Below are 21,922 nucleotides of genomic sequence, written 5' to 3'. Positions count from 1 at the left end.
GGTTGCTGCCCGCGGGCAGCAACCCGGCCGCCGTCGTCATCAGTCGTCCGCGTCCGGATAGTCCTCAAGGTCGCTGTACCGCGACTCTTCGGTTTCCACCTCAAGGATCTTCAGCATCTCGGTATCGGGGTTGAGCATGATCGCGGCCTCGTCCCGGCGGTGGCGCAGCACGGTGTCCAGGTAAGACTGCACGGTTTCGGCCAACGGAATGTGGCGGTCCTGCTTCTGGCTCATGTACCAGCGGTGTTCGAGGACTTCGTGGACCACTTCCGCCGGTTCCAGTTTGCCCGCCAGCTCGCGCGGAATGGAGCGCACGATCGGCTCGAAGATCTGGCTCACCCACATGTGGGCGCTGTATTCCTCGTCCATCCCGGGGTTGTTGTCAGCGCGGAACTGGTCCATGTCGTTGAGCAGGCGGCGGGCCTGGTTTTCCTGGGCGTCCAGCCCGGTGAGGCGGAGCAGCCGCCTTTGGTGGTGGCCGGCGTCGACCACCTTGGGTTGCAGTTGGATCGTGGAGCCGTCCGCGGTGGTCTTGATCGCGTACTCCTCGACGTCGAAGCCGAGTTCGTTGAGGCGCCGGATGCGGGCACCGACGCGCCAGCGCTCGCCGAGTTCGAAGGATTCCTTCCCGGTGAGCTCGGCCCAGAGCCGGCGGTAGGAATCCATGATGAGCTCCGAGGTGGCCACAGGGTCCACTTTTTCCTCGATGAGGCCGCCTTCCAGGAGGTCCATCAGTTCGCCGGCGATGTTCACGCGGGCGATCTCGAGGTCGTATTCGCGCTGCCCGGTGGACAGGTCCGGGTATAGTTCGCCGGTTTCGGCGTCCACCAGATAGGCCGCGAATGCGCCGGCGTCCCGGCGGAACAGGGTGTTTGAAAGGGAAACATCGCCCCAGTAGAAGCCGATCAAGTGCAAGCGAACCAGCAGCAGTGCCTGCGCATCGATCAGGCGGGTCAGGGTGTCCTTGCGGAGCATCTGAGAAAACAGGGCGCGGTACGGCATGGAGAATTTCAGGTGCCGGGTGACCAATACCGGGTTCAGCGGTTTGCCGTCGGGCGTGGTGCGGCCGGTGATCACGGCGACAGGCTCTACGCACGGGACATCCAGCCGGGCCAGCTTGCGGAGCATGTGGTACTCGTGGCGGGCCACATGCTCGGAGGTTTCCTTGATGGCGATGACCGAGCCGCCCAGGTGCGCGAAACGCACGATGTGCCGGGAGATGCCGCGGGGCAGGGCGGCGAGGTTTTCGGCGGGCCAGTCCTCCAGTGCGATGTGCCAGGGAAGATCCAGCAGCTCGGGATCGGTGGCGGCGGCGGTGATGTTGAGCGAGCCGATCACGCTCGCCGGGGGAGCGGTGTCCTTGGCGCTGGCTGCCTCGGTACGCGGCAGCTTGCCGATCTGTCCGTAGTCGGTCGGTTCGTCATGCCACTGGGCTCCGCTTTGCTCGGTCATGGTGTCAATTCTTCCGTATCAGGAGTGCGGTTAACGCCGACGGCGGCCCTTCCAGGTGGAGGAGCCGCCGTCGGTTATGCGGTTGTCTGAGTAGGCTGGGCCGGGGGGTCAGTCGCCCAGGCGCAGGCCCGTCTTGGTGTCGAACAGGTGCACGTGGCCCGACTGCGGACGTACCCAGATGGACTCGCCCTTCATCGGAGGACGGCGGCCGTCGACGCGTGCCACGATGTCGTGGTCCTTGCCGTCAAGTGTGGTGTGGCCGTAGACGTAAGCGTCGGCACCGAGCTCTTCGACGACGTCGACCTCTACCTGGAGGCCTTCGCCCGTGCCTACCGTCTCAAGGTCTTCCGGACGGGAACCGAGCGTGACGGTCTTGCCGGTGGCGTCCTCGAGGACGTCGTGCTGGACCGGGTAAACGGTGCCACCGAACTGGACACCGCCGTCGACGACCGGCAGTTCAAGCAGGTTCATGGCGGGGGAGCCGATGAAGCCGGCAACGAAGACGTTCTGCGGCTTGTCGTAGAGGTTGCGCGGGGTGTCGACCTGCTGCAGGAGGCCGTCCTTGAGGACTGCGACGCGATCGCCCATGGTCATGGCTTCGACCTGGTCGTGGGTCACGTAGACGGTGGTGACGCCGAGGCGGCGGGTCAGGGAAGCGATCTGGGTGCGGGTCTGGACACGGAGCTTGGCGTCCAGGTTGGACAGCGGTTCGTCCATGAGGAAGACCTGCGGGTTGCGGACGATTGCCCGGCCCATGGCAACGCGCTGGCGCTGGCCACCGGAGAGGGCCTTCGGCTTGCGGTCCAGGTACTGCTCAAGGTCCAGGAGCTTCGCGGCTTCGCGGACTCGCTGTGCGCGCTCTTCCTTGGAAACGCCGGCGATCTTCAGGGCGAAGCCCATGTTGTCCGCAACGCTCATGTGCGGGTAGAGGGCGTAGTTCTGGAAGACCATTGCGATGTCGCGGTCCTTCGGCGGGACGTCGGTGACGTCGCGGTCGCCAATGAGGATGCGGCCCGAGTTGACGTCCTCAAGGCCTGCGAGCATACGCAGGGAGGTGGACTTACCGCAACCGGAGGGTCCGACGAGGACCAGGAATTCGCCATCGGCGATGTCGATGTTGAGCTTATCGACGGCGGGCTTATCTGTGCCCGGGTACAGACGCGTAGCGTTATCAAAAGTAACTGTAGCCACAGTTATCAATCCCTTCACCGGCAGGTACGTGCCGGACGATCCGTTGTGAATGGTTCTTTTTATTCAGTTGGACTCCCCGCCGGGTCCCGCCCGGAGGGCGGTCGGGGCGGGGAGCTCATGCGACGCCGCACGGTGTCTGTGCGCCGCGTCACAAAAGAGAGTATGCCAGAAATCAGTTTTGGCGAAGCAAATGTTACGCCCGTCACATTTTCCGGCTATCCGGGAGTAACGTTCTCCCGCCGTTCCCGGAGCACCGCTTCGAGCAGTTCGGCCACGTGGACCGGGGCTTCGACCCGGAATTCCGCCTGGGTGAAGTCCAGCCCCACCTTCACCCCGACGTCCCCCGGGTGAAGCCGCGCCAGCGCATCCTCGTCCGTGACGTCGTCCCCGGCGAACAGCACCGCCGTCGCGCCGGTGGCCTGGCGCAGGAAGGCCAGCGCCTCACCCTTGGAGGCGTGGACCACCGACGTCTCCAGGACCCGCTTGCCGTCCTTCAAGTACACGCCGTGCCTGTCCTGCAGAGCCGTGCGGGCCGCCTCGACGGCGTCTTCGGCCACATCGTCGTCCGCCAGACGGGTGTGGAGTACGACGCCGGCAGGCTTGTCTTCGAGGAGGGTCCCCGGGGCGATGGCCACGATTTCGGCCAGGATTCCGCGGACTTCGGCGAGCAGGGCCTCCTGGTCCGGTTCCAGCCGCAGACCGGCGGAGCCGGGTCCCAGCCAGGCCTCGGCACCGTGGCTGCCGATCAGCAAGGTAGCGGCAGGAGGGGCGGCGACCGCCCGCAGGCTGGACAGGGCGCGTCCCGAGATGAGCGCCGTCGTCGTGCGCGGAAGGGCGGCGAGTTCGGCGAAAGCCGCGGCGGAACGCGGCAGCGGGCGCGCCTCGCCGGCGTGGTCGACGATCGGCGAGATGGTCCCGTCGAAGTCCATGGCCACCAGCAGCTGTTCGGTTTCCGCGATCGTCCGCACAGCCTCGAGGAGGCCGGGGGAGAGGCTCAGGGGCGGCTTGTTCTCAGCTGTCATCCCGCACCACCGTTTCGGCCAGGGCGGCGAGGAATTCGGAGGACCAATGGTCCACGTCGTGCTCAAGGATCTGCTTGCGCATGGCGCGCATCCGGCGCCGGGACTCGTTCGGCGGCAGCCCGACGGCCCGCATGATGGTGTTCTTGAGCCCGTCGATGTCGTGCGGGTTTATCAGCAGGGCCTGCTTGAGCTGGTCAGCCGCGCCCGTGAACTCACTCAGGACCAGGGCGCCGGTGTGGGTGGTCCTTGCGGCGACGTACTCCTTGGCCACGAGGTTCATGCCGTCGCGCAAGGCCGTGACCAGCATGACGTCCGCGGCGAGGTACAGCGCCACCATCTCCTCCACCGGGTAGCTGTGGTGGAGGTAGCGCACCGCGGTGTTCTGCATGGTGTCGTAGCTGCCGTTGATATGGCCCACCGTGCCTTCGATCTCTTCGCGCAGGATCCGGTACTGCTCCACGCGCTCGCGGCTCGGGCTGGCCACCTGGATGAGGGTGGCGTCCTGGACCGTCAGGCGGCCCTCCTGCAGCAATTCCTCGAAAGCCTTGAGCCGGTGGCGGATGCCCTTGGTGTAGTCCAGGCGGTCCACCCCGAGCAGGATCGTCCGCGGGTTGCCGAGATCATGGCGGATCTGCTTTGCGCGTTGGATGATGTCCGGGCGTTCGGCCAGTTCGGTGATTTGGTCCACGGCGATGGAAATGGGGAACGCCTGTGCGCGGGCGATGTGGGTGACCCTGCCGGAGGAATCCCTGACGTGCACCTGCTGCTGCTTGACACTCGCACCGAGGAAGCGGCGGGCCGAGCGCATGAAGTTCGCGGCATCGCTGGGGCGCTGGAAACCCACCAGGTCCGAGCCGAGCAGGCCTTCGATGATCGCCTGCCGCCAGGGAAGCTGGGCGAAGATTTCCGGCGGCGGGAAAGGAATGTGGTTGAAGAAGCCGATTTTCAGGTCGGGCCGTGCCTGGCGCAACATCTGCGGCACCAGCTGCAGCTGGTAATCCTGCACCCAGATGGTGGCGTTCTTGTCGGCGGATTGCACGACGGCGTCGGCGAACCTTTGGTTCACGCGGCGGTAGGCGTCCCACCAGGTCCGGTGGAATTCCGGGCGGGCGATGACGTCGTGGTAGAGCGGCCACAGGGTGGCGTTCGAAAATCCTTCGTAATACAGCTCAACATCGTCGGCACTAAGCTCCACGGGGATCAAGTCCATGTCGTCGTGGCTGAATGGTTCCACGGCTTCGTCCGGGGCGCCGTGCCAGCCGACCCACGCGCCGTCGCTCTTTGCCATGAAGGGGGCCAGGGCCGTCACGAGGCCGCCGGGCGAGCGCCGCCAGCTTTCGCCCGCGTTCTCCGCGTCGTCAGCGGAACACCGGTCAACGGGCAGCCGGTTGGAGACCACCATGAAGTCGTATTTGGCCGGCGCCGGTGAGGGTCTTTCCTTCGTCCTGGCGGTGAGTTTTTCGCTTGCCGGTTTCTGCATTGCTGCTCCCTGGGATTGCTTGTGACTCACATCCCACCCTACCGGCGGGAATCATCGCCCACATCCGCTCGTTCATTGAACGGGGTTTGGCGCCTTCAGCCGGGCGGGTGCCCGTCACCCGTAAACTGGCCCCAGTGCCATACCCCCGTACCAGCCACCGATCAACGAGGAACTGATGAGCCCCGCAAACGAACCACGCCTGTCCAAGGCAGAGCGCACCGCCCAGGCCCGGGAACGCGCCCGCGAGATCCGCGAGGCGCAGATCAAGAGGGACAAACGGAACAAGCTGCTCATTGCTTGGGGCATCGTGGTTGCCGTTGTGGTGATCATCGGCATCATCGCGGTGTCCGTCATGCAGGGTATCCAGAACAGCGCGCCCATCGCGGACAAGGGCCCGACGCCGGCCAACGGCAACGTGCACGGCGGCGTGACGCTGCTGAAAGGCACCGAAGTGTCCAAGTCCGAGGCTGCCAGCGTCGACCTCGCCTCGATTCCGTCCGCGCCGGCAACCAAGCCCGCCACCGTCGTCGCTCCCGGCGCCGAGGCCGAGGCCGGAAAGCCCGTCAAGGTCGTGGCGTACATCGACTTCATCTGCCCCATCTGCAAGCAGTTCGAAACCGCCTACAACGAAACGCTGACCAAGCTGCGCGACGAAGGGAAGATCACCCTGGAGTACCGCCCCCTGGGCTTCCTGGACCGCCAGTCCAAGACGAACTACTCCTCGCGTGCGGCGAACGCAGCTGCCTGCGTGGTGAACACCTCGCCGGACAAGTATTCGGCGTTCGTTGACCTGCTGTTCGAACGCCAGCCTGCCGAGGGCAGCGATGGTATTTCCGACAACGACCTGAAGAAGATGGCCACCGAGGTGGGTGCCGCCAATATTGACTCCTGCGTGGAGGGGAAGACCTTCCGGCCGTATGTCAAGGTGATTACCCAGGAAGCCCTCAACGTCGGCGTCTCCGGTACCCCCACGGTTTTCATCGATGGCAAGCAGTGGAATGGACAGGCCACCCCGGACTTCGCCGGCGAGCTGAACAAGGCGATTGCCGCGAAGAAGTAGTTTTCACGCATAATGCGGGCCGTGTGCTGGTGGATCCAGCGCACGGCCCGCAGCCGCGTTTTGGAGGGTAGCCCCTTCAATGAGCTACCCTTGTTGAGCGCTCTTTTTTGGCGCGCATCGTCCCGGCGCGGCCGGGGCACGCCTCCTTAGCTCAGTTGGCCAGAGCACCTGTCTTGTAAACAGGGGGTCGCCGGTTCGAATCCGGCAGGGGGCTCCACAAAACTCCGTCAGGATCCTCTCCTACGCGCCGCCCTTGGGGCCGTGCTTTCCCGCAAATATGCAAAGATTGTAGGAAATAGCAAAGTTCGCCACGGCGTTCTGCTTAGACGCGGAAAGGCTAAGGAGGGTTCCGAATGCAGGGTGCGGCAATGTCCACCTCTGCCCTGGACTTGTTGCTGCTCCTGCGCGGGAGCGAACCGGAGGGCTTGGGGCGCGCAGACCAGGTTTCGTACCAGATCGAGACGGCGATCCTGATGGGCATCCTCACCGAAGGTGACCGCCTGCCCACCGAGTCAGTGCTTGCGGCCGAGCTTGGGATCTCCCACATCACCCTGCGCCAATCCCTGGCAGCCCTCCGCACCAAGGGCCTGATCGAAACCAGCCGTGGGCGCAGCGGCGGCAGCGTGATCCGCCGCCAGGTCGACCTGACGGACAGTCAGCTGCAGCACAAGCTGCGTGAAACAAGTACGGAAGCCCTCAGGGACCTGGGCGACCTGGGCGCCGCCATCGCGTCGATGTCAGCCCGCTTGGCCGCGAGCCGGGCCGATCCCCGCAATGTCGAACATCTCGAGAGTTTGGTCCAGCTCCACCGTGACGCGCCGGACGACCGGGCCAGGCGGCGCGTAGACAGCCGCTTTCACGTGGCTGTCAGCATCGCCGCTCAGTCAAGTCGCCTCACTTCGGCAGCACTCCAGCTCGAAGCGGAGCTGATGACCCTCTGGTGGGACCAGGCTGGCCGGGACGGCAAGGACGATCTTGTGGTGAAAGAACACGAAGCCATCGTGGATGCCATCCGCGCCAAGGACCCTGATGCGGCAGGGGCCGCGGCCGAGCTCCACAGCCGGAGCGATACCAAATATTTGATAGAGCAGCACCTGGAACTGACGATGCTGCCCGAGCAAGGTGAGTGACGTGGAATCCGTTAGGGAAACTCTTGTCCGGACGGCCGGCACCCTCTCTTCCGGTATCAACGGCGTCTTTGAGGATCTGGAGAAGATCGCCGGATCCGTGTCCGACGTGGCCGCGCGGGCGCTCACCCCGAGGCGAAGCGCCTTCCTGTTCCTGAAAAAGGAGCTGGCGGAATTCATCAAGCTGCACTCCGCGCTGATCGTCGGGGCCGGAATCGCCTACGCCCCGGGGAGCCTTCCCGAGGCCGAGCACTGGCTCGAGTGGTGGAGGGCCGCCCAGGCCGCCGGCGGAACCCGCTTCGTCACTCATGACCTCAATCCGGATTCGCTGAATTACTACGACTACACCGGGCGTGAATGGTTCACTTTGCCGTCCACGAGCGGGCAAGCGATGGCGGTTGGCCCCTACGTCGACTTCGGCGGCATCAACGTCAACATCATTACCCTCTGCGTACCCGCCCTCACGCCCCAAGGGACACACGTCCTGGGCTGCGACCTGACACTGGCCAAGCTCGAAGGCCTCTTTCTCCGTGCTTTGCAGCTCCGTGATCCTTCGGTGATCCTGCTTGGTCCGAACGGGCGGGTCATTGCCTCCAATGACGCCCGGATTGCTTCCGGCACCTTGCTGCTGGAAGCAGACATGCAGCGCGTGGAGTGCTCCGTCGACGTCTCACCAGGCAATCCGACGCGCCTTCCCTGGAAGCTGATCAGCCTCCGTAAGTAAGCCGCGGGCGTCCGCGCACCTTTTCTTTTGGGGCATCGAGCCCTCCCTGCGCGCTTCCCTGCGCCCGCGGCCAGATAGTTGCGCCCTTGTGGGCCCATGAACACACAGGATCGGCTTCAGCATGCCCGCAGGAAAGATATTGCATTAATCATACAATGATGTATCTTTTATATGTGACCAGGGGCACACCCCTCTCCTGGAATGGCAAGACCCAACTCCGTGACACCCGGATCTGCCGCCAAGGAAGGCGGCATTGAGGCGGTCGGGTCGCGTCCCTTCCCACCAAGAGGCGCCCCGGCTCAAGCAGCCCCGGCACCCTGGTTCACATCGAAAAGGAAAGTTCAAACAGATGAAAGATGTAGTCATCGTCGGCGCAGGGCTCGCCGGCCTTTCGGCCGGATGGCGCCTGCGGCACTGGGATACCTTGCTGCTCGAGTCTGACGAGCGCGTCGGCGGTCGCATCCAGTCCGAGCGGCGTGGCACGTACTGGCTGAACTGGGGCGGGCACGTCTTCGCCGGCACGGGGTCCTCCACGGATTCGCTGCTCAACGAGGTGGGCGTGTCCGCAGTCCAAATCCCGGGCTCCCTCCAGGCCCTGTCCATGAACGGCAAGTTCATCCGGAACGGCCACATCGCCACTTACCCCTTCCGCATCCCGATGTCCCTGCAGGCACGCATCGATACGCTCCGTGCCGGCATGAAGGTGGTGGGCGGCGTCGCCAAGTACACCGGCGTGGTGCGCAAGCGCCCGGGGGAATCCGGCGCACAGCGCCAGCAGCGCATCTACGACTTCGAGAACACGAATTCCTTCGACGACTTCATCGGGAACATCTCGGAGGATGCCGCGGCGCTCTTCAAGACCACCGTCACCCGCTCCGCAGGTGACATGGACCAGATCTCCGCCGGCGCCGGCATCGGCTACTTCAGCCTGGTCCTGGGGTTCGGGCAGGGACTGAGCCGCGGCATCGTCGGCGGCCCGTCCACCCTGACCGAATCGATCGCGGCCGCCCTCGGCAACCGCATCCAGCTCGGGGCCAAGGTGCAGGAAATCGTGCACAAGAAGGAATCCGTCGTCGTCCGCTACAGCCAGGGCGGGGTCGACCACGAGGTGGAAGCCCGCACCGTGGTCCTGGCCACCACGGCCGACGTATCCCACCAGATCGGCGTGGACCTGCCGGAGGAACTGCGCGGGGCACTCAGCCAGATCAAGTACGGCCCGCATGTCAGCACCGCTTTCCTGACCAACGAGACCTCCGCCCGCCCGTGGGACGACATCTACGCCATCGCGGCGCCGAAGCGCTCCTTCGCCATCGCCCTGAACCAGGCCAGCATCGTGCGCGGCACGGAGTCCGTGCGGCAGCCGGGCGGCAGCTTCATGACCTTCTCGCCGGCCAGCCTGGGCCGTGCGCTCCTGGAGAAGCCCGGGGAGGAGGTCATCCAGACCCACCTCAAGGACCTGGACGAAGTCCTGGGCAATGGCTTCGCCGGCAGCGTGGTGGAAGCCAAGGTCAACCGCTGGAAGAACGCTTCCCCGTACTGCTTCCCGGGCCGGGCCAAGATCCAAGCGACGCTCATGCGCGGTGCCGACCGCGTCTTCCTGGCAGGCGACTACTTGGGAACCCTCTACACGGAAAGCTCCATCACCTCCGGCTTCTCGGCAGCCCAGGAGGCCGCCAGCGTGCTTGCTACCGGGCGGCAAACACACGCCAAGCCCAAGGCCCAGGGCAAGCCGGGCATCTCGATCGTCGCCTGAACCAGCGCGTCCAACTCTTACTGACACGAGGAATACCCAATGTCCAAGGAACTCCGCGGCGTTCTCACCGCACTGTCCACTCCGTTCAACGAAGACGGAACCATCGACGTCGACACCCTGCGGAAGGTTGTTGACCGCTCCATCGACGGCGGCGTCGACGGCGTCGTCGCCGCCGGCTCCACCGGCGAGGTCGGCGCGCTGTCCTCCGAGGAGCGCCTGCTCCTCATCGAAACCGTCATAGCCCAGGCCAACGGCCGGGTCCCGGTCATAGCCCAGACCGGCGCCACCTCGACGGCGGAAGCCATCCGCCTCTCGCAGGCGGCCGAAAAGGCCGGCGCGGACGCGCTCATGGTGATCACGCCGTACTACGAGCCGCTCTCCCTGGAGGAAACGGTCGCGTACCTCAAGGACGTCGCCGCCGCCGTCGAACTTCCCATCATGCTCTACAACATCCCCGCCGTCACCGGCGTCAACCTCGACCCGGCCACCGTCCGGGCGCTGGCCGAGGAAGTGGATAACATCCGCTACATCAAGGACTCCAGCGCGAACTGGGAACAGGCCCTTCAGCTGATCCACCACCACAGCGACGTCATCGGCACCTTCATCGGCTGGGACGCGTACATCTACAGCGCCCTGGCCGAGGGCGCGGCCGGCGTGATGGCCGGCACCGCGAACGTGGTGCCGGAGGAGATCGTGGCGGTCAGCCGGCGGATCGCCGACGGCGACCTCAACGGTGCGCTGGCGCTCTGGAAGCAGGTGTACCCGGTGATCGACGCACTGCTGTCCGTGCCGTTCATCCCGTCCGTCAAGGCCGGACTCGCGCTGCAGGGCCTGCCCGCCGGATCGCCCCGCCGTCCCACTGCTGACCTCAGCGCCGAAGACTACGCCCGGGTTGAGAACGCGCTCGCCGCGCTCAAGCAGAACTTGGCCGTCGGACAGAAGGCGGGATGACCATGGACTTCGGTGAACTGCTCTCCGGGATTTCGGACGCAATCTGGGCGCCGATGGCCTATGTGGTGCTGGGGCTCGGCGTCGTCTACTCCGTAACAACCAAGGGTGTCCAGTTCCGGCGGATCCCGGACATGCTCCGCCAGCTCAAGGAGACAGAGGGCAGCGAGAGCGGGGGCCTGTCGTCGTTCCAGGCCCTCGTGCTCGCCCTGGCGAGCCGGGTAGGCGTCGGCAGCATCGCCGGCGTCGCCACGGCCGTCAGCGCCGGCGGCCCGGGCGCCTTGGTCTGGATGGCCATAACCGGCCTGGTCGGCTGCACCGTCGGCTACGCGGAGGCGACACTGTCCCAGGCCTTCAAGCGGCAGGTCCAGGACGAGGACCGCCGCAACGCCAACGAGGACATCGGCGGCATGCCGTACTACATCAAGTTCGGCCTGAAGCTGCCCAAGGTGGGTGCCCTGGTCGCGGTCCTCGGCGTGATCGGCTACGGCTTCGTCTTCCCGGGCCTGCAGGTCAACACCATCGCGGCCAGCACCAATCTCGCGTTCGGCCTGCCGAGCTGGGTTCCCGCGGTGTTCGTCACGGCCATGATCGCCGTGGTCATCTTCGGCGGAACCACTCGCCTCGTGAAGGTCACCCAGGCCCTGGTACCGGTGCTCGCCATCGGCTACCTGCTGCTCGCGCTCGCCGTGATCGGGATCAACATCGGCAGCGTTCCGGCGGCCGTCGCCCTGATCTTCCAGTCGGCCTTCGGGGTCCACCCCCTCCTGGGCGGGATCGCCGGCGCTGCGGTCGCCTGGGGCGTCCGCCGTGCCGTCTTCGCCTCGTCCAACGGCCTGGGCGAAGCGACCTTCGCCGCCGCGGCGGCCCGCACCTCCCACCCGGGCAAACAGGGCCTGGTCCAGACCTTCAGCATCTACATCGACGTGCTGCTGATCTGCATGGCCACGGGCCTCATGATGGTGGTCTCCGGCAAGTTCAACGTCACTGACGGCTCCGGCGGCTTCCTCGTCAACAACCTGCCGGGCGTGCCCGTCGGAGCCAACTGGGTCCAGGCCGCCATCGACACGCTCATCCCCGGCTGGGGCGCGGGCTTCGTCGCCGTCGCGGTCCTGCTTTTCGGCTTCACCTGCCTGCTGGCCTACTTCTACGTGGCGAACTCCAACCTCCTCTACCTGCTGGACGGCAGGACGGGCCACGGCTGGAAGCAGGTCCTCAAATTCGGGACCATGGCGATCGTGTTCATCGGCTCCGTGGTGAACGCGAAACTCATCTGGGCTGCGGGAGACATCGGGCTCGGCCTGATCGCGTGGGTCAACCTCATCTGCCTGGCCTTCCTGTTCCCGCTGGTCCGCAGGATCTACAAGGACTACGAATACCAGCGCAAGTTGGGCCTGGATCCCGTTTTCGATCCCAAGGCCTTGGGCATCGAGGGCGCAGAGTTCTGGGAGCACGAACTCGAAAAGACCGCAACACCGGCCAAGTAGCAGGCACTACCTTCGAAGGAGAACCATGACCACCGAAACAGCATCGTTCACTGTCCGCCGTGCAGGCGGGACGCCTGCACCATCCTTGCCGCCCTTCGGCCAGTTCATCGGCGGAAAGTTTGTCGCCTCGAGCTCGTCCGAAACGGCCGCCGTGGAAAACCCCGCCACGGAGGAAGTCCTGGCGCAGGTCCCGGCCGGTTCCGTCGAGGACGTGGACGCCGCCGTCGCAGCTGCGGTGGCAGCCAAGGCAGAGTGGGCGGCGAAGACCCCCAAGGAACGTTCCGCGGTCCTGCTCCGGATCGCCGGGATCATCGAGGACAACAGGGAAACCCTCGAGGCCCTCGAATCGGCGAACACCGGCAAGCCGGCCGCCGTCGCGGAAGACGACATCTCCAGCGCGGTGGACACCTTCAGGTTCTCCGCCGGTGCCGCCCGCGCCTACACCACGCTCGGCGCGGACGACTACGCCGAGAACCACACCTCGGTGATCTTCCGCGAACCCGTCGGCGTCGTCGGCGTGATCACCCCGTGGAACTACCCGCTGCTGATGGCCGCGTGGAAGATCGCCCCGATCCTGGCGGCCGGAAACACCATGGTCCTCAAGCCTTCGGGGGAGACGCCGCTGACCACACTCAAGTTGGCCGAACTCGTGGCCGACGAGCTGCCGGCCGGTGTGTTGAACATCGTGACCGGCTCCGGCCGCGTGGTCGGCAACCGGATCTCCGAGCACCCGGACGTGGACCTGGTCGCCATCACCGGCAGCGTTGGCAGCGGCCAGAAGGTCGCCGCGAGCGCCGCCGGCACCGTGAAGCGCGTCCACCTGGAGCTGGGCGGCAAGGCACCCGTTGTAGTGTTCGACGACGCCGACCTGGAGGCTGCCGCGAAGGGTGTCCGTGCTGCGGGGTTCTGGAACGGTGGCCAGGAATGCGGCGCGGCCTGCCGCGTGCTCGTCCATGAGTCGATCGCGCAGAAGTTCACCGAACTGCTGGTGCGCGAGGTCAGCGAAATCTCGGTCGGCACCCCCGGCGCCGGGGACGACGTCGAAATCGGCTCCATGATCTCGGGTGCGCACTACAAGCGGGTGCTCGCCGCCCTTGAGGACGTCCGCAAGGACGGCTTGACGATCGCCGTCGGCGGCAACGCGATGGAAGGCCCCGGCTACTTCATCGAACCCACCGTTGTCACCAACGTGCCGGCCGGTGCCGCGATCACCCACACGGAGATCTTCGGCCCGGTGGTGTCCGTGGAAACCTTCGGCAGTGACGAGGAGGCCATCACCCGGGCCAACGAGACCGTGTACGGCCTCGCCGCCTCGGTGTGGACCAACAACGCCGCTCGCTCGCTGTCCGTGCCGCGCCGCCTCGACTTCGGCACGGTCTGGGTCAACTCACACCTGGTCATTGCCAACGAAGTTCCCTGGGGCGGCTTCAAGGGCTCGGGCTACGGCCGGGACCTGTCCATCTACGCCCTGGAGGACTTCTCCCGCACCAAGCACGTCATGTACAACCGCGGCTGAGTCCAGCCGTAGCCGTGCGACCATGCACCCCGGTAATTCCGGGGTGCATGGTCATTTAAGGCTTGATCCCACGATCGGCAGGCGTTCGTTGCGGCCGTGCTCCAAGTGGCCCCGAATATCGATTGGTATGCCAAAAGTATGCAATGTCACCTGTTACTAGTGACATTGCACACAAAAAGTGGAATCCTGTATGCCAAGAGCGGCGAGACTCCGCTCCGGCACTCCCCAACAGAATTCCTCCCCAACAGAAAGGCAATGTGATGGCAACGACGCGGTCACTCCTTGAGCGCATGGACGGCATGCGGGTAGGCAAGCCCCACGCCCAACTGGCGCTCATCGGAGGCCTTGGACTGCTCTTCGACGGCATGGACGGCTCGCTCGTCTCCTACATCATGCCGATCATCAAACCGCTCTGGCATCTGGACGGCGCCCAGGCGGGCCTCATCGGCAGCTCCCTGCTGATCGGCATCTTCATCGGCGCGATCGGTGCCGGCGCTCTGGGGGACCGGATCGGCCGCCGCAAGGTCATGATGTACGCCCTCGGCCTCTACGCGGCGGCAACCATCGTCGCCGCGTTCTCCCAGGGCTGGGAGTTCTTCTTCACCATGCGCGTGATCGCAGGAATCGGCATCGGCGCCGAGGCCGCCATTATTCCCACCTTCATCGCGGAATTCATCCCGAAGAACCGCCGGGGCTTCTTCGTCGGTGCGGTTGCCGGGTTCTTCGCCCTCGGCTACGTCAGCGCCGCGCTGATCGGCACCACCGTTGTCGCCGGCCTTTCCGAAGGCTGGCGGATCGGCCAGCTCGTCACGGCCGTCCCCATCGTGATGCTCCTCTGGTGGCGCCGGGTCCTTCCCGAGTCCCCGCGCTGGCTGCTCACCCGGGGGCGTGAGGCCGAAGCCGAGCAGATCGTCCAGGGCCTCGAAGAAGGGCGCCTCGTGCGCACCACCGGCTCCGCCGTCGTCGCCCTCAAAGCAGCGACGCCGAAGGCACCGCCGCTGTTCCAGCAGGCGGACCTGTGGCGGCACGGCAATGCCCGCCGCACCGCAGTGATCTGGCTCCTCTGGGTCTCGGTGACCTTCTCCTTCTACGGCTTCTTTGTCTGGATCCCTTCGCTCCTGGTAGCCAAGGGAATGACAATCACCGGCAGCTTCACGTACTCATTGATCATCACCATCGCCCAGATTCCCGGCTACTACAGTGCGGCGTTCCTCAACGAACGCCTCAGCCGCCGTGTGACCATCGCGATCTACTTGACGGGCGGTGCGGTCTCGGCGTTCCTGTTATCCCAGGCGTCGGGCGAGGGCGCGGTCCTGGCCTTCGGATCGCTGCTTTCCTTCTTCATGAACGGTTGCTATGCCGGCCTCTACGCCTACACCCCGGAGGTCTACGGAACCAAACTCCGCGCGACCGGCATGGGCAGTGCCTCGGCCTTCGGCCGGATCGGCGGCATCACCGCGCCGATCCTGATCGGCGCTGCCTACCCCGCGCTGGGTTTCGGCGGCGTCTTCACCATGGTCATGGCAGTCCTCGGTGGAGCAGCACTGGTGGTCCTCGTCTTCGGTGTTTCGACCAGCGGCCGCTCCCTCGAGGAAATCGACGAACGCGCCGCCGGAAAGGCGGAAACGGCGACGGCGGATGCGGCCGGTCCGCTCGACGCCACCAGCCAATCGGTGCGGACGGTGGGCGTGCAGCCGGCGGAAAGGAACGCCCATGGCAGTTAGGACAGACCCGGGGCAAGCCCGCTCCCAGTCCGTCGTCCTGCGCAACGCGCGGATCCTCGACGTCGAAAGCGGTGACGTGGGGCCGTCGCGGACCATTGTCGCCCGCGGCGGGAGGATCGCCGAGATCTCGGAATCCAGCCGTACGGTTGCGGACGCCGTCGAGATCGACCTCAGCGGCCTGACGGTACTGCCGGGCCTGATCGACGCCCATGCCCACGTCACGCAGGCCTCCGGCGACTTCAACGAAATCCTGTCCTGGACGCCGTCGTACCACGCTGCACGCACCGCAAGGGTGATGCACGAGATGCTCTTGCGCGGCTTCACCCTCGTCCGCGACATGGGCGGCGCGGACACCGGGCTATCCCGCGCCGTCGACGAACGGCTCGTGACCGGACCCCGGCTCAAAGCCGGCGGTCCGATCTTCGCCCCAACCGGCGGGCACGTCCTCACGAAGGTATGCGACGGGGAGGTGGAACTCCGCCGCGCCCTGCGTGCGGAGTTCCGCGACGGCGCGGACCACGCCAAACTCACGCTCTCGGGCGGGGTGGTGTCGAAGATGCGGCTCGAAGCGCTGGGTTTCTCGGACGCGGAAGTGCTTGCCGCCGTCGACGAGGCCCGGCTGGCGCACCGCTACATTGCCGCACATGTCTACACCGCGGAGGCCGTCTCGCGGGCCTTGCGGCTGGGCGTGCGCACCATCGAGCACGGCAACCTCCTGGACGGCGAATGCATCGACTTGTTCCTGGAGAAGGGTGCCTTCTACGTACCGACGCTGGCGACGTACTGGGCGATCCTGTCCGGGGCCAGCGGTCACGGCCTGGATCCGGCAAAGAAGGCAGCGGTGGAGGACATCTTTGAGCGTGGTATTGAGTCGCTGGCAAAGGCCTCGGCGGCCGGCGTCCGCATCGGCTACGGGACAGACCTGCACGGAGCCGGGCTGGATTATCAGCTCGAAGAGTTCCGCCTTCGCGCCCGCGTCCAGACGCCCTTGGAAGTGCTCCGTTCGGCGACGCTCGTCGGAGCGGAAATCGTGGGGGAGAGCGGCTTGGCGGGGGTGGTGGCCGAGGGCGGCTACGCGGACCTGATCGCAGTGGAAGGGGATCCCCTTGCCGAGATCGGGGTGCTGGCCGACGGGCGCTCCCTGCGGCTTATCCTCAGCGACGGCGATCCCGTGCGGATACCCTGATACCGCTCTTATCCACTGCCGGTCGCCGCGCAATGCGGCGGCCGGCAGCTGCCATGATCAGTGCCGTCAGTAACGCCGCGGCGACATGGGTGACAAGCATCAGCTCCTGCAGGTGTCCCGCGGCTTGGGTGGCCGCTCCCGGAACAGTGAGCGGGAGTGGCACGTGGGAATGCCCCGAGGACTGCTGGCCCGTGGGGACACCGGAGAACACCACGAAAGCCAGGTGGAGCAGCTGCTGTGTCAATCCGCAAAGCAGGAGCAGCGCCCACACAGGCAGCCGCAGCCGGGACAACATCGAGGCGGCCATGCTGAGCAGCGCCGCCAGGGCGAGCAGGGCCGGCGGCCACGGAAGCGCCCCGCCGGAGACCAGGTGGGCCACCAGGGCCAAAGCCGTGGCTACGGGTCCCAACAGCCAGGGCACGTAGCCGGCGGTCCGAAGCTCCTTGTGTTCCATGATGCTTCCATGGTGCCCGGGCAGGGGAGGTAACGGAATAAGTATCCGGGACCGAAAACGCTGCGGAAAGGCTCCGGAAAAAACGAGTACAGACTACTCGGGCGCTTCGTCCCACGCGTCCCTATTGTTTCTAGCAGCACGCACGGTGCGTGCAGGCATTCAGCGGGATGCCATCTGTCACGAGCTGGACGGTGGAGATGGTGCACAGTTGGGGCGCGTCATGTGCCAACGATCCGAGTGCGCAGATTTCATCTGTTGAAAGGGCCGGCCAGAACGCAGAGGTCTTGGGGACTACAGGGACCCCGGGGTCGGAATTTCCAATACTCATTGAGGAGTAAAGAATGAAGCGAATACTGGCCGCGGCTGCTGTTGCGGGCATGGTTTTCCTCGGCGGGGCCATGCCCGCCAGCGCTGCCCCTCCCGCCGGACAACTCTGTCCGGAATGGGATTCGGGCCGGATCGAAGTCTCCGGAAGCGTCACGTCGATCACACTGGTGGCACCGGCCGGCATGGTCATCACGGCCACCTGCGTCAAGGCCGGCTCGGCGAACCAGGGTCTGGGTGCTGAAATCACCTACTACGATCCGGGCGTCACGAGCGTGACCATCTGGCACAGCTCCGGCAAGGACCTGTCGCACTACTCAGTCATGTACGGTCCCGGCGGTCCCACCAGCTAAGGGGACACGGCTGAGAGATAGGAAGCTTCCACGGGTGCGCCCGTGGAAGCTTTCTGTTTTTAACCCGACTGCGCTAAAAGGCGGGATTTCGGTTCGGAACCGGTGCCGGGAAGCTGAAAATGTTTTCTTGGACACACTATTCGTTGAAGCCGTGTACTATGCCCTAAACTCCTTCACTGAGGTGCCGGAATGGCACTGTGCAGCAACGAAAGCGAACCACACTAATGGCTACCGATTACGACGCCCCACGCAAGACCGAAGAAGAGTCTCCCGCCGAATCGCTCGAGGCCCTTCAGGCGTCCCGTGGCGCCGGTGCCCAGACTGCTGTCATTGATGTTGACGAAAACGACACAGCTGAGGGCATCGACCTTCCGGGCGCCGATCTTTCCGGCGAAGAACTGACCGTTGTAGTAGTTCCGGAGCAGTCCGATGAATTCACGTGTTCGTCCTGCTTCCTGGTACGTCACCGTTCGCAGATCGCGCTGGAGAAGAACGGCCTCAAGTACTGCTACGACTGCGAAGGCTGAGCCCCGCGCACTTGAGCAGCCCCGCCCGCCGACCTGTCGGCCAGGCGGGGCTTCTGTTTTTCCGGCCGATACTGTTTGCCTCGGGTCTTGAATTACCCGCCGCAGGCTCCTACGCTCAAATTACGGTCGTTCGACGTTTCACGCTGGGGGTGAACGCCATGTGGCAGAAGATCGTGTCCGTGACATTCCTCCGGCGAGCCCTGCGAATCCTCCTCGGCTCGCTATTTGCAGCCGCCGTTTGGGTCTTCGTCAGCGCGGCGTCAAGCTTTGCCGCCGATCCCTCCACACTCGTTTCCGACACAACCCGGATCGTGCAGGACAACGTCCCCGCTCCAAAGGGCACCGGCCTCGCCGGGCTTGTCAAAACCATCCCCCGGATCTCCAGCGTGGCATCATCGCCAGGTAGCACGGCACCCGTTCGAAGCGGGCTCGGCGGAACCGACCTTGGCGGAACCGACCTTGACGGAACCCTGGCAGAAGGCGCCTCGGCCGTTACCGGCTTGGTCAAGCATTCGGCGGCACCCGCTGCCGCCTTGGCGGATGCCTCGCTGGCCACAGTCGAAACCACCACCCGGAATCTGACAGCGACGGCAACATCCGTGGCCACCTCAGGGGTGAAGAGCGTTAGCAAGCCGGCAGCCGCCGTCGTGAATTCCGTCATCCGGGAAAGTGCCGACGTTGTAAAACCGGTCCTCACCAAGGTTGTATCCCTGCCTGCCGGAGTACTTGATGGCGGCCTGTCGGGTCCAGCGGCAGTTTCCGCAACGCCTGCAGTTCCCGCAGCCGCGAACGCAAAACCCACGACTGAAGCCATCGCTGCCGTGCCGGTCACCATTCCGGCGGTACTGTCGGTTCCCGGTCCGGAGCACGCGGAACAGCTCATCGGTGTACCGTTCTCGGGCGTCGCGGCACTGGAGGCTGCCGGCAAGTTGTCCGGAACAGCAGGCCACTCCGAAGACCCTTCACTGCCGGCAACGCCGCCGGCCGGTGCGGCGGGCAGCGCAAACGCCGGAGGCTTGTCCAACCAGCAGTCACCCGCAGCCGCAGCCGTCGATGTCTTCAACGTGCCGTTCAACCCGGCCAGTGAACTCAAGACCTGTTCCAGCGGGCCTGATCCCCAGGCTCTCAACCGCAATCCCGGATTTTCTCCTGACTGAATGATCAACCGGCGGTCCTGTGACCGCACCAGTCCTGTCTGCCTGAACAAGGCGGACGATCATTCAAGCTCATTTTTCAGGAGAAGATTGCCATGCATAACTTCATGCGCAGGAGCCTGTACGGCGCCCTGCTAGCCGGCGGGGTCATGCTCGTCGGAGCTGCCGCGGCCACTGCCGCGGACACTACTGACAGTCAAGGGGGAACGAACAGCCTACAGGTCAACTTGGGCCAGGCTGCTCCGGAACAGCAACCGGACGGTGTTGTGACCGTCCGGCCCGGAACCCTTGGCACAGGAACTACATCGCCGGCTGCCAACCAGCCCACCACTGCGGTGGTTTCGCTTGACAGCCTGACGACCCCGGCAGGGACGGCTACCGGAACGCAGGCCGGGCCGCCGGATGTGACGGTGTCGCTCGGTACGGTGGGTGCTGGTACTGACGGGTCGACGGCGGGTGCTGCGGGTGCCGTGGCTCCTGCGGCCGGGCCGCCGGATGTGACGGTGTCGCTCGGTACGGTGGGTGCTGGTACTGACGGGTCGACGGCGGGTGCTGCGGGTGCCGTGGCTCCTGCGGCCGGGCCTGCGGATGTGACGGTGTCGCTCGGTACGCTGACGGCTCCCACCACGGGCACGCAGGTGCCTGCAGTAACCACAGGGACCCTGCCTGCAACGCTCGGTAACCTCACCGGCGGGACGGGACTCCTTAGCGGAACCGGAACGGGCGGAGTATTGGGCAATACCGGACTCCTTCGCCTTGGCGGAACCGGTACGGGCGTTCTGGGCAATAGCGGAGTTCTCGGGAGTACGGCGCTCCCCGTCAACCTTGGCAACCTTGGTCTCCTTGGCAACACGGGGCTTCTTCGCCTCGGCGGAACCGATACGGGTCTCCTTGGAAACAGCGGAGTTCTCGGGAATACGGCGCTCCCCGTCAACCTTGGTCTCCTTGGCAACCTTGGCAACCTTGGCAACCTCGGCGGAACCGGAACGGGCGTCCTCGGCAACACGGGATTCCTGGATACGGGACTCCTTGGCACTACTGCCAACACCGGCGGAAACCAGAACGGCGGAGGCAATGTTCAGAACGGCACGGAAAGCGCGAACGGAGCCGTGCCTACTGTGGTTCGGTTCCTCAACGGCCTGCTGGGGGGTCTCAGCGCAGGGCGCAGTGATAGCGGGACCATTGACGGCACCGTGGGAGAGCCCGGATCCGGCGGCGTATCTGCTGAGGGGATTGACGTTGTAGCCGGCACCGGCACCAATGGTTCCGGCACCGCCGAAGGCGCCGGATCCGGCGGCTTCGCGGCCACTCCGAATGCAGGCGGCGCAACACCACTCGGCGTCTGCACCGCGATTGCGGCCGGCGCTGCTTCCTTTGCTCAACCTTTGTTTGGCGGAGCGAACCTCATGGCCCTCATGATGGGCTTGCTCCTCGCATTCGTGCTGCTCGTACTGGTGAAGCGCACGAAGCCATTCGCAGGGTTCACCAAGGAAGCCCACTAACCGGTCCACCAGCCAGCTTGGTGGGGTCCGCTATTGGGGGGACTCCACCAAGCTGCACCAAAGCCGCGCCCCGTATTGGAGCCGGGTTGGAACCGGATGAAGGAGGTACAGGCGCCGCCCGCAAAAGCGGTCCGCCGCCGTCGTTATCGCGCATAACGAACGGGGCTTCGAAAGGCCTGCAGCGGGCCCGGAATCGGGCAAAACAGGTGCCCTGGGATCACACTCCGTGACCGGCCCGGGGGGCGTTTAACGGTTGTGCGCCGAAGCGGATACAAGCCGCCATTCCGGGCCAAAACGCTCCTAACCTTGAGTTATCAATCACTCAAGGGAGGTGGCCCACAATGAAAAAGCTTCAAACCTGGCTAGTGGCCCTGGTCATGGCTGCCGGTCTTGGTCTCATCGTTCCGGGGCCCGCTTCGGCGGCCTCATATTGCGGCATTGTCTGGGGATCGTTGGCCAAAACCAACGCGGCGATGTCCACGGCCCAGGTCACGAACGTCAGGACAGGCCAGCAGCTTTGCTACGACCGCCTGGTAATCGACCTCAACGGCAAGGTGGCCGGCTATACCGTGAAGTATGTGCCGCAGGTGGTCCAGGACGGTTCAGGCCTTCCTGTTGCCCTGCGCGGCGGTGCCTTCATCCAGGTCACCGTCAACGCTCCTGCTTACAACAGCAGCGGCCAGGTCACGTACAACCCTGCCAACAAGAAGGAACTGAGCAATGTCTCCGGCTACCAGACCTTCAGGCAAGTAGCCTGGGCGGGTAGCTTCGAAGGCTACACAACGCTTGGTTTGGGCGTGCGTGCACGGCTTCCGTTCAGGGTCTTCACCCTGGCGGGACCGGGAACGGGGTCACGGCTGGTGGTGGACGTAGCGCACCACTGGTGAGCCGCTGAGCCGCCGATGAAGCAAGGCACAGCGAAACCCTGGCCCGGAAAT

Annotated in this window: 19 protein-coding genes and 1 tRNA gene; 15 read left to right on the top strand and 5 right to left on the bottom strand. The window is 65.2% G+C overall.

What is annotated here, in order from left to right:
- Nucleotides 1-39 precede the first annotated feature (39 nt).
- From ACNQPB_RS15940 to ACNQPB_RS15925, 4 genes are all read right to left on the bottom strand, one after another.
- Nucleotides 40-1,452 (bottom strand): DUF4032 domain-containing protein, encoded by a 1,413-nt coding sequence (locus ACNQPB_RS15940; protein ID WP_498753341.1) that lies wholly within the window; start codon nucleotides 1,450-1,452, stop codon nucleotides 40-42.
- A gap of 108 nt (nucleotides 1,453-1,560) precedes the next feature.
- Entirely contained in the window at nucleotides 1,561-2,643 is a 1,083-nt protein-coding gene (locus tag ACNQPB_RS15935) for an ABC transporter ATP-binding protein (protein WP_498753339.1), read from the bottom strand.
- 215 nt (nucleotides 2,644-2,858) lie between these two features.
- Nucleotides 2,859-3,665, bottom strand: a complete 807-nt coding sequence (gene otsB / locus ACNQPB_RS15930) for a trehalose-phosphatase (RefSeq protein WP_498753337.1) — start codon at nucleotides 3,663-3,665, stop codon at nucleotides 2,859-2,861.
- On the bottom strand, nucleotides 3,655-5,145 hold the full coding sequence (locus ACNQPB_RS15925; RefSeq protein WP_498753335.1) for an alpha,alpha-trehalose-phosphate synthase (UDP-forming): 1,491 nt from the start codon (nucleotides 5,143-5,145) through the stop codon (nucleotides 3,655-3,657). Before ACNQPB_RS15925 ends, otsB begins: the two co-directional genes overlap by 11 nt.
- A 175-nt stretch (nucleotides 5,146-5,320) precedes the next feature.
- Between ACNQPB_RS15925 and ACNQPB_RS15920 the strand changes: the two genes are divergently transcribed.
- The 10 genes from ACNQPB_RS15920 (at nucleotide 5,321) to ACNQPB_RS15875 (ending at nucleotide 16,670) form a co-directional block, all read left to right on the top strand.
- Nucleotides 5,321-6,205, top strand: coding sequence for a DsbA family protein (locus ACNQPB_RS15920; RefSeq protein ID WP_498753333.1), 885 nt, complete (start codon nucleotides 5,321-5,323; stop codon nucleotides 6,203-6,205).
- Between the two features lie 140 nt (nucleotides 6,206-6,345).
- Nucleotides 6,346-6,422: transfer RNA gene (locus tag ACNQPB_RS15915), tRNA-Thr, on the top strand.
- A 151-nt stretch (nucleotides 6,423-6,573) separates the two neighbouring features.
- Complete coding sequence (locus tag ACNQPB_RS15910) at nucleotides 6,574-7,335, top strand: FadR/GntR family transcriptional regulator (protein WP_498753331.1); 762 nt, start codon at nucleotides 6,574-6,576, stop codon at nucleotides 7,333-7,335.
- A 1-nt stretch (nucleotide 7,336) separates the two neighbouring features.
- Entirely contained in the window at nucleotides 7,337-8,056 is a 720-nt protein-coding gene (locus ACNQPB_RS15905; RefSeq protein ID WP_498753329.1) for a cache domain-containing protein, read from the top strand.
- Nucleotides 8,057-8,405: 349 nt separating this feature from the next.
- The gene (locus ACNQPB_RS15900; protein WP_498753327.1) at nucleotides 8,406-9,809 is read left to right on the top strand and encodes a protoporphyrinogen/coproporphyrinogen oxidase; all 1,404 of its coding nucleotides are present in this window, start codon (nucleotides 8,406-8,408) and stop codon (nucleotides 9,807-9,809) included.
- A 39-nt stretch (nucleotides 9,810-9,848) separates the two neighbouring features.
- Nucleotides 9,849-10,760, top strand: a complete 912-nt coding sequence (gene dapA, locus ACNQPB_RS15895; protein WP_498753325.1) for a 4-hydroxy-tetrahydrodipicolinate synthase — start codon at nucleotides 9,849-9,851, stop codon at nucleotides 10,758-10,760.
- A complete protein-coding gene (locus tag ACNQPB_RS15890) occupies nucleotides 10,757-12,244 on the top strand; it encodes an alanine/glycine:cation symporter family protein (protein ID WP_498753323.1) in 1,488 nt (495 codons plus the stop codon). The genes dapA and ACNQPB_RS15890 overlap by 4 nt, the downstream gene beginning before the upstream one ends.
- A 25-nt stretch (nucleotides 12,245-12,269) precedes the next feature.
- Nucleotides 12,270-13,760 carry an aldehyde dehydrogenase family protein gene (locus ACNQPB_RS15885; RefSeq protein WP_498753321.1) on the top strand — a complete coding sequence of 497 codons (1,491 nt, stop codon included), beginning with the start codon at nucleotides 12,270-12,272 and terminating at the stop codon, nucleotides 13,758-13,760.
- Nucleotides 13,761-14,020: 260 nt separating this feature from the next.
- Nucleotides 14,021-15,484: an MFS transporter gene (locus ACNQPB_RS15880; RefSeq protein WP_498753319.1), complete on the top strand. Its 1,464-nt coding sequence runs from the start codon at nucleotides 14,021-14,023 to the stop codon at nucleotides 15,482-15,484.
- The gene (locus ACNQPB_RS15875) at nucleotides 15,474-16,670 is read left to right on the top strand and encodes a metal-dependent hydrolase family protein (RefSeq protein ID WP_498753317.1); all 1,197 of its coding nucleotides are present in this window, start codon (nucleotides 15,474-15,476) and stop codon (nucleotides 16,668-16,670) included. Before ACNQPB_RS15880 ends, ACNQPB_RS15875 begins: the two co-directional genes overlap by 11 nt.
- On the opposite strand, the gene ACNQPB_RS15870 is transcribed toward ACNQPB_RS15875, so the two are convergent.
- Nucleotides 16,639-17,124, bottom strand: a complete 486-nt coding sequence (locus tag ACNQPB_RS15870; protein ID WP_498753315.1) for a hypothetical protein — start codon at nucleotides 17,122-17,124, stop codon at nucleotides 16,639-16,641. The genes ACNQPB_RS15875 and ACNQPB_RS15870 overlap by 32 nt on opposite strands.
- Nucleotides 17,125-17,465: 341 nt before the next feature.
- On the opposite strand from ACNQPB_RS15870, the gene ACNQPB_RS15865 reads away from it, so the two are divergent.
- From ACNQPB_RS15865 to ACNQPB_RS15845, 5 genes are all read left to right on the top strand, one after another.
- A complete protein-coding gene (locus ACNQPB_RS15865) occupies nucleotides 17,466-17,801 on the top strand; it encodes a hypothetical protein (RefSeq protein ID WP_498753313.1) in 336 nt (111 codons plus the stop codon).
- A 224-nt stretch (nucleotides 17,802-18,025) separates the two neighbouring features.
- Complete coding sequence (locus ACNQPB_RS15860; RefSeq protein WP_115789241.1) at nucleotides 18,026-18,328, top strand: DUF4193 domain-containing protein; 303 nt, start codon at nucleotides 18,026-18,028, stop codon at nucleotides 18,326-18,328.
- A 158-nt stretch (nucleotides 18,329-18,486) separates the two neighbouring features.
- On the top strand, nucleotides 18,487-19,485 hold the full coding sequence (locus tag ACNQPB_RS15855; RefSeq protein WP_498753311.1) for a hypothetical protein: 999 nt from the start codon (nucleotides 18,487-18,489) through the stop codon (nucleotides 19,483-19,485).
- Between the two features lie 92 nt (nucleotides 19,486-19,577).
- Complete coding sequence (locus ACNQPB_RS15850) at nucleotides 19,578-20,984, top strand: hypothetical protein (RefSeq protein ID WP_498753309.1); 1,407 nt, start codon at nucleotides 19,578-19,580, stop codon at nucleotides 20,982-20,984.
- A 341-nt stretch (nucleotides 20,985-21,325) separates the two neighbouring features.
- Nucleotides 21,326-21,871, top strand: a complete 546-nt coding sequence (locus ACNQPB_RS15845; protein ID WP_498753307.1) for an AMIN-like domain-containing (lipo)protein — start codon at nucleotides 21,326-21,328, stop codon at nucleotides 21,869-21,871.
- Nucleotides 21,872-21,922: the final 51 nt, after the last annotated feature.

This window comes from Curtobacterium sp. LFS079 (genome assembly GCF_047977865.1).
Classification (GTDB): Bacteria; Actinomycetota; Actinomycetes; order Actinomycetales; family Micrococcaceae; genus Arthrobacter.
Note: the sequence above shows the minus strand (reverse complement) of the source record. Positions and strands in the feature narration are given on the sequence as shown.

Coding starts and splice junctions, on each gene's coding strand:
- ACNQPB_RS15885 (WP_498753321.1), top strand. CDS start 12,270: ATGACCACCGAAACAGCATCGTTCACTGTCCGCCGTGCAGGCGGGACG.
- ACNQPB_RS15880 (WP_498753319.1), top strand. CDS start 14,021: ATGGCAACGACGCGGTCACTCCTTGAGCGCATGGACGGCATGCGGGTA.
- dapA (WP_498753325.1), top strand. CDS start 9,849: ATGTCCAAGGAACTCCGCGGCGTTCTCACCGCACTGTCCACTCCGTTC.
- ACNQPB_RS15870 (WP_498753315.1), bottom strand. CDS start 17,124: ATGGAACACAAGGAGCTTCGGACCGCCGGCTACGTGCCCTGGCTGTTG.
- ACNQPB_RS15910 (WP_498753331.1), top strand. CDS start 6,574: ATGTCCACCTCTGCCCTGGACTTGTTGCTGCTCCTGCGCGGGAGCGAA.
- otsB (WP_498753337.1), bottom strand. CDS start 3,665: ATGACAGCTGAGAACAAGCCGCCCCTGAGCCTCTCCCCCGGCCTCCTC.
- ACNQPB_RS15845 (WP_498753307.1), top strand. CDS start 21,326: ATGAAAAAGCTTCAAACCTGGCTAGTGGCCCTGGTCATGGCTGCCGGT.
- ACNQPB_RS15860 (WP_115789241.1), top strand. CDS start 18,026: ATGGCTACCGATTACGACGCCCCACGCAAGACCGAAGAAGAGTCTCCC.
- ACNQPB_RS15920 (WP_498753333.1), top strand. CDS start 5,321: ATGAGCCCCGCAAACGAACCACGCCTGTCCAAGGCAGAGCGCACCGCC.
- ACNQPB_RS15940 (WP_498753341.1), bottom strand. CDS start 1,452: ATGACCGAGCAAAGCGGAGCCCAGTGGCATGACGAACCGACCGACTAC.
- ACNQPB_RS15925 (WP_498753335.1), bottom strand. CDS start 5,145: ATGCAGAAACCGGCAAGCGAAAAACTCACCGCCAGGACGAAGGAAAGA.
- ACNQPB_RS15850 (WP_498753309.1), top strand. CDS start 19,578: ATGCATAACTTCATGCGCAGGAGCCTGTACGGCGCCCTGCTAGCCGGC.
- ACNQPB_RS15875 (WP_498753317.1), top strand. CDS start 15,474: ATGGCAGTTAGGACAGACCCGGGGCAAGCCCGCTCCCAGTCCGTCGTC.
- ACNQPB_RS15865 (WP_498753313.1), top strand. CDS start 17,466: ATGAAGCGAATACTGGCCGCGGCTGCTGTTGCGGGCATGGTTTTCCTC.
- ACNQPB_RS15890 (WP_498753323.1), top strand. CDS start 10,757: ATGACCATGGACTTCGGTGAACTGCTCTCCGGGATTTCGGACGCAATC.
- ACNQPB_RS15855 (WP_498753311.1), top strand. CDS start 18,487: ATGTGGCAGAAGATCGTGTCCGTGACATTCCTCCGGCGAGCCCTGCGA.
- ACNQPB_RS15900 (WP_498753327.1), top strand. CDS start 8,406: ATGAAAGATGTAGTCATCGTCGGCGCAGGGCTCGCCGGCCTTTCGGCC.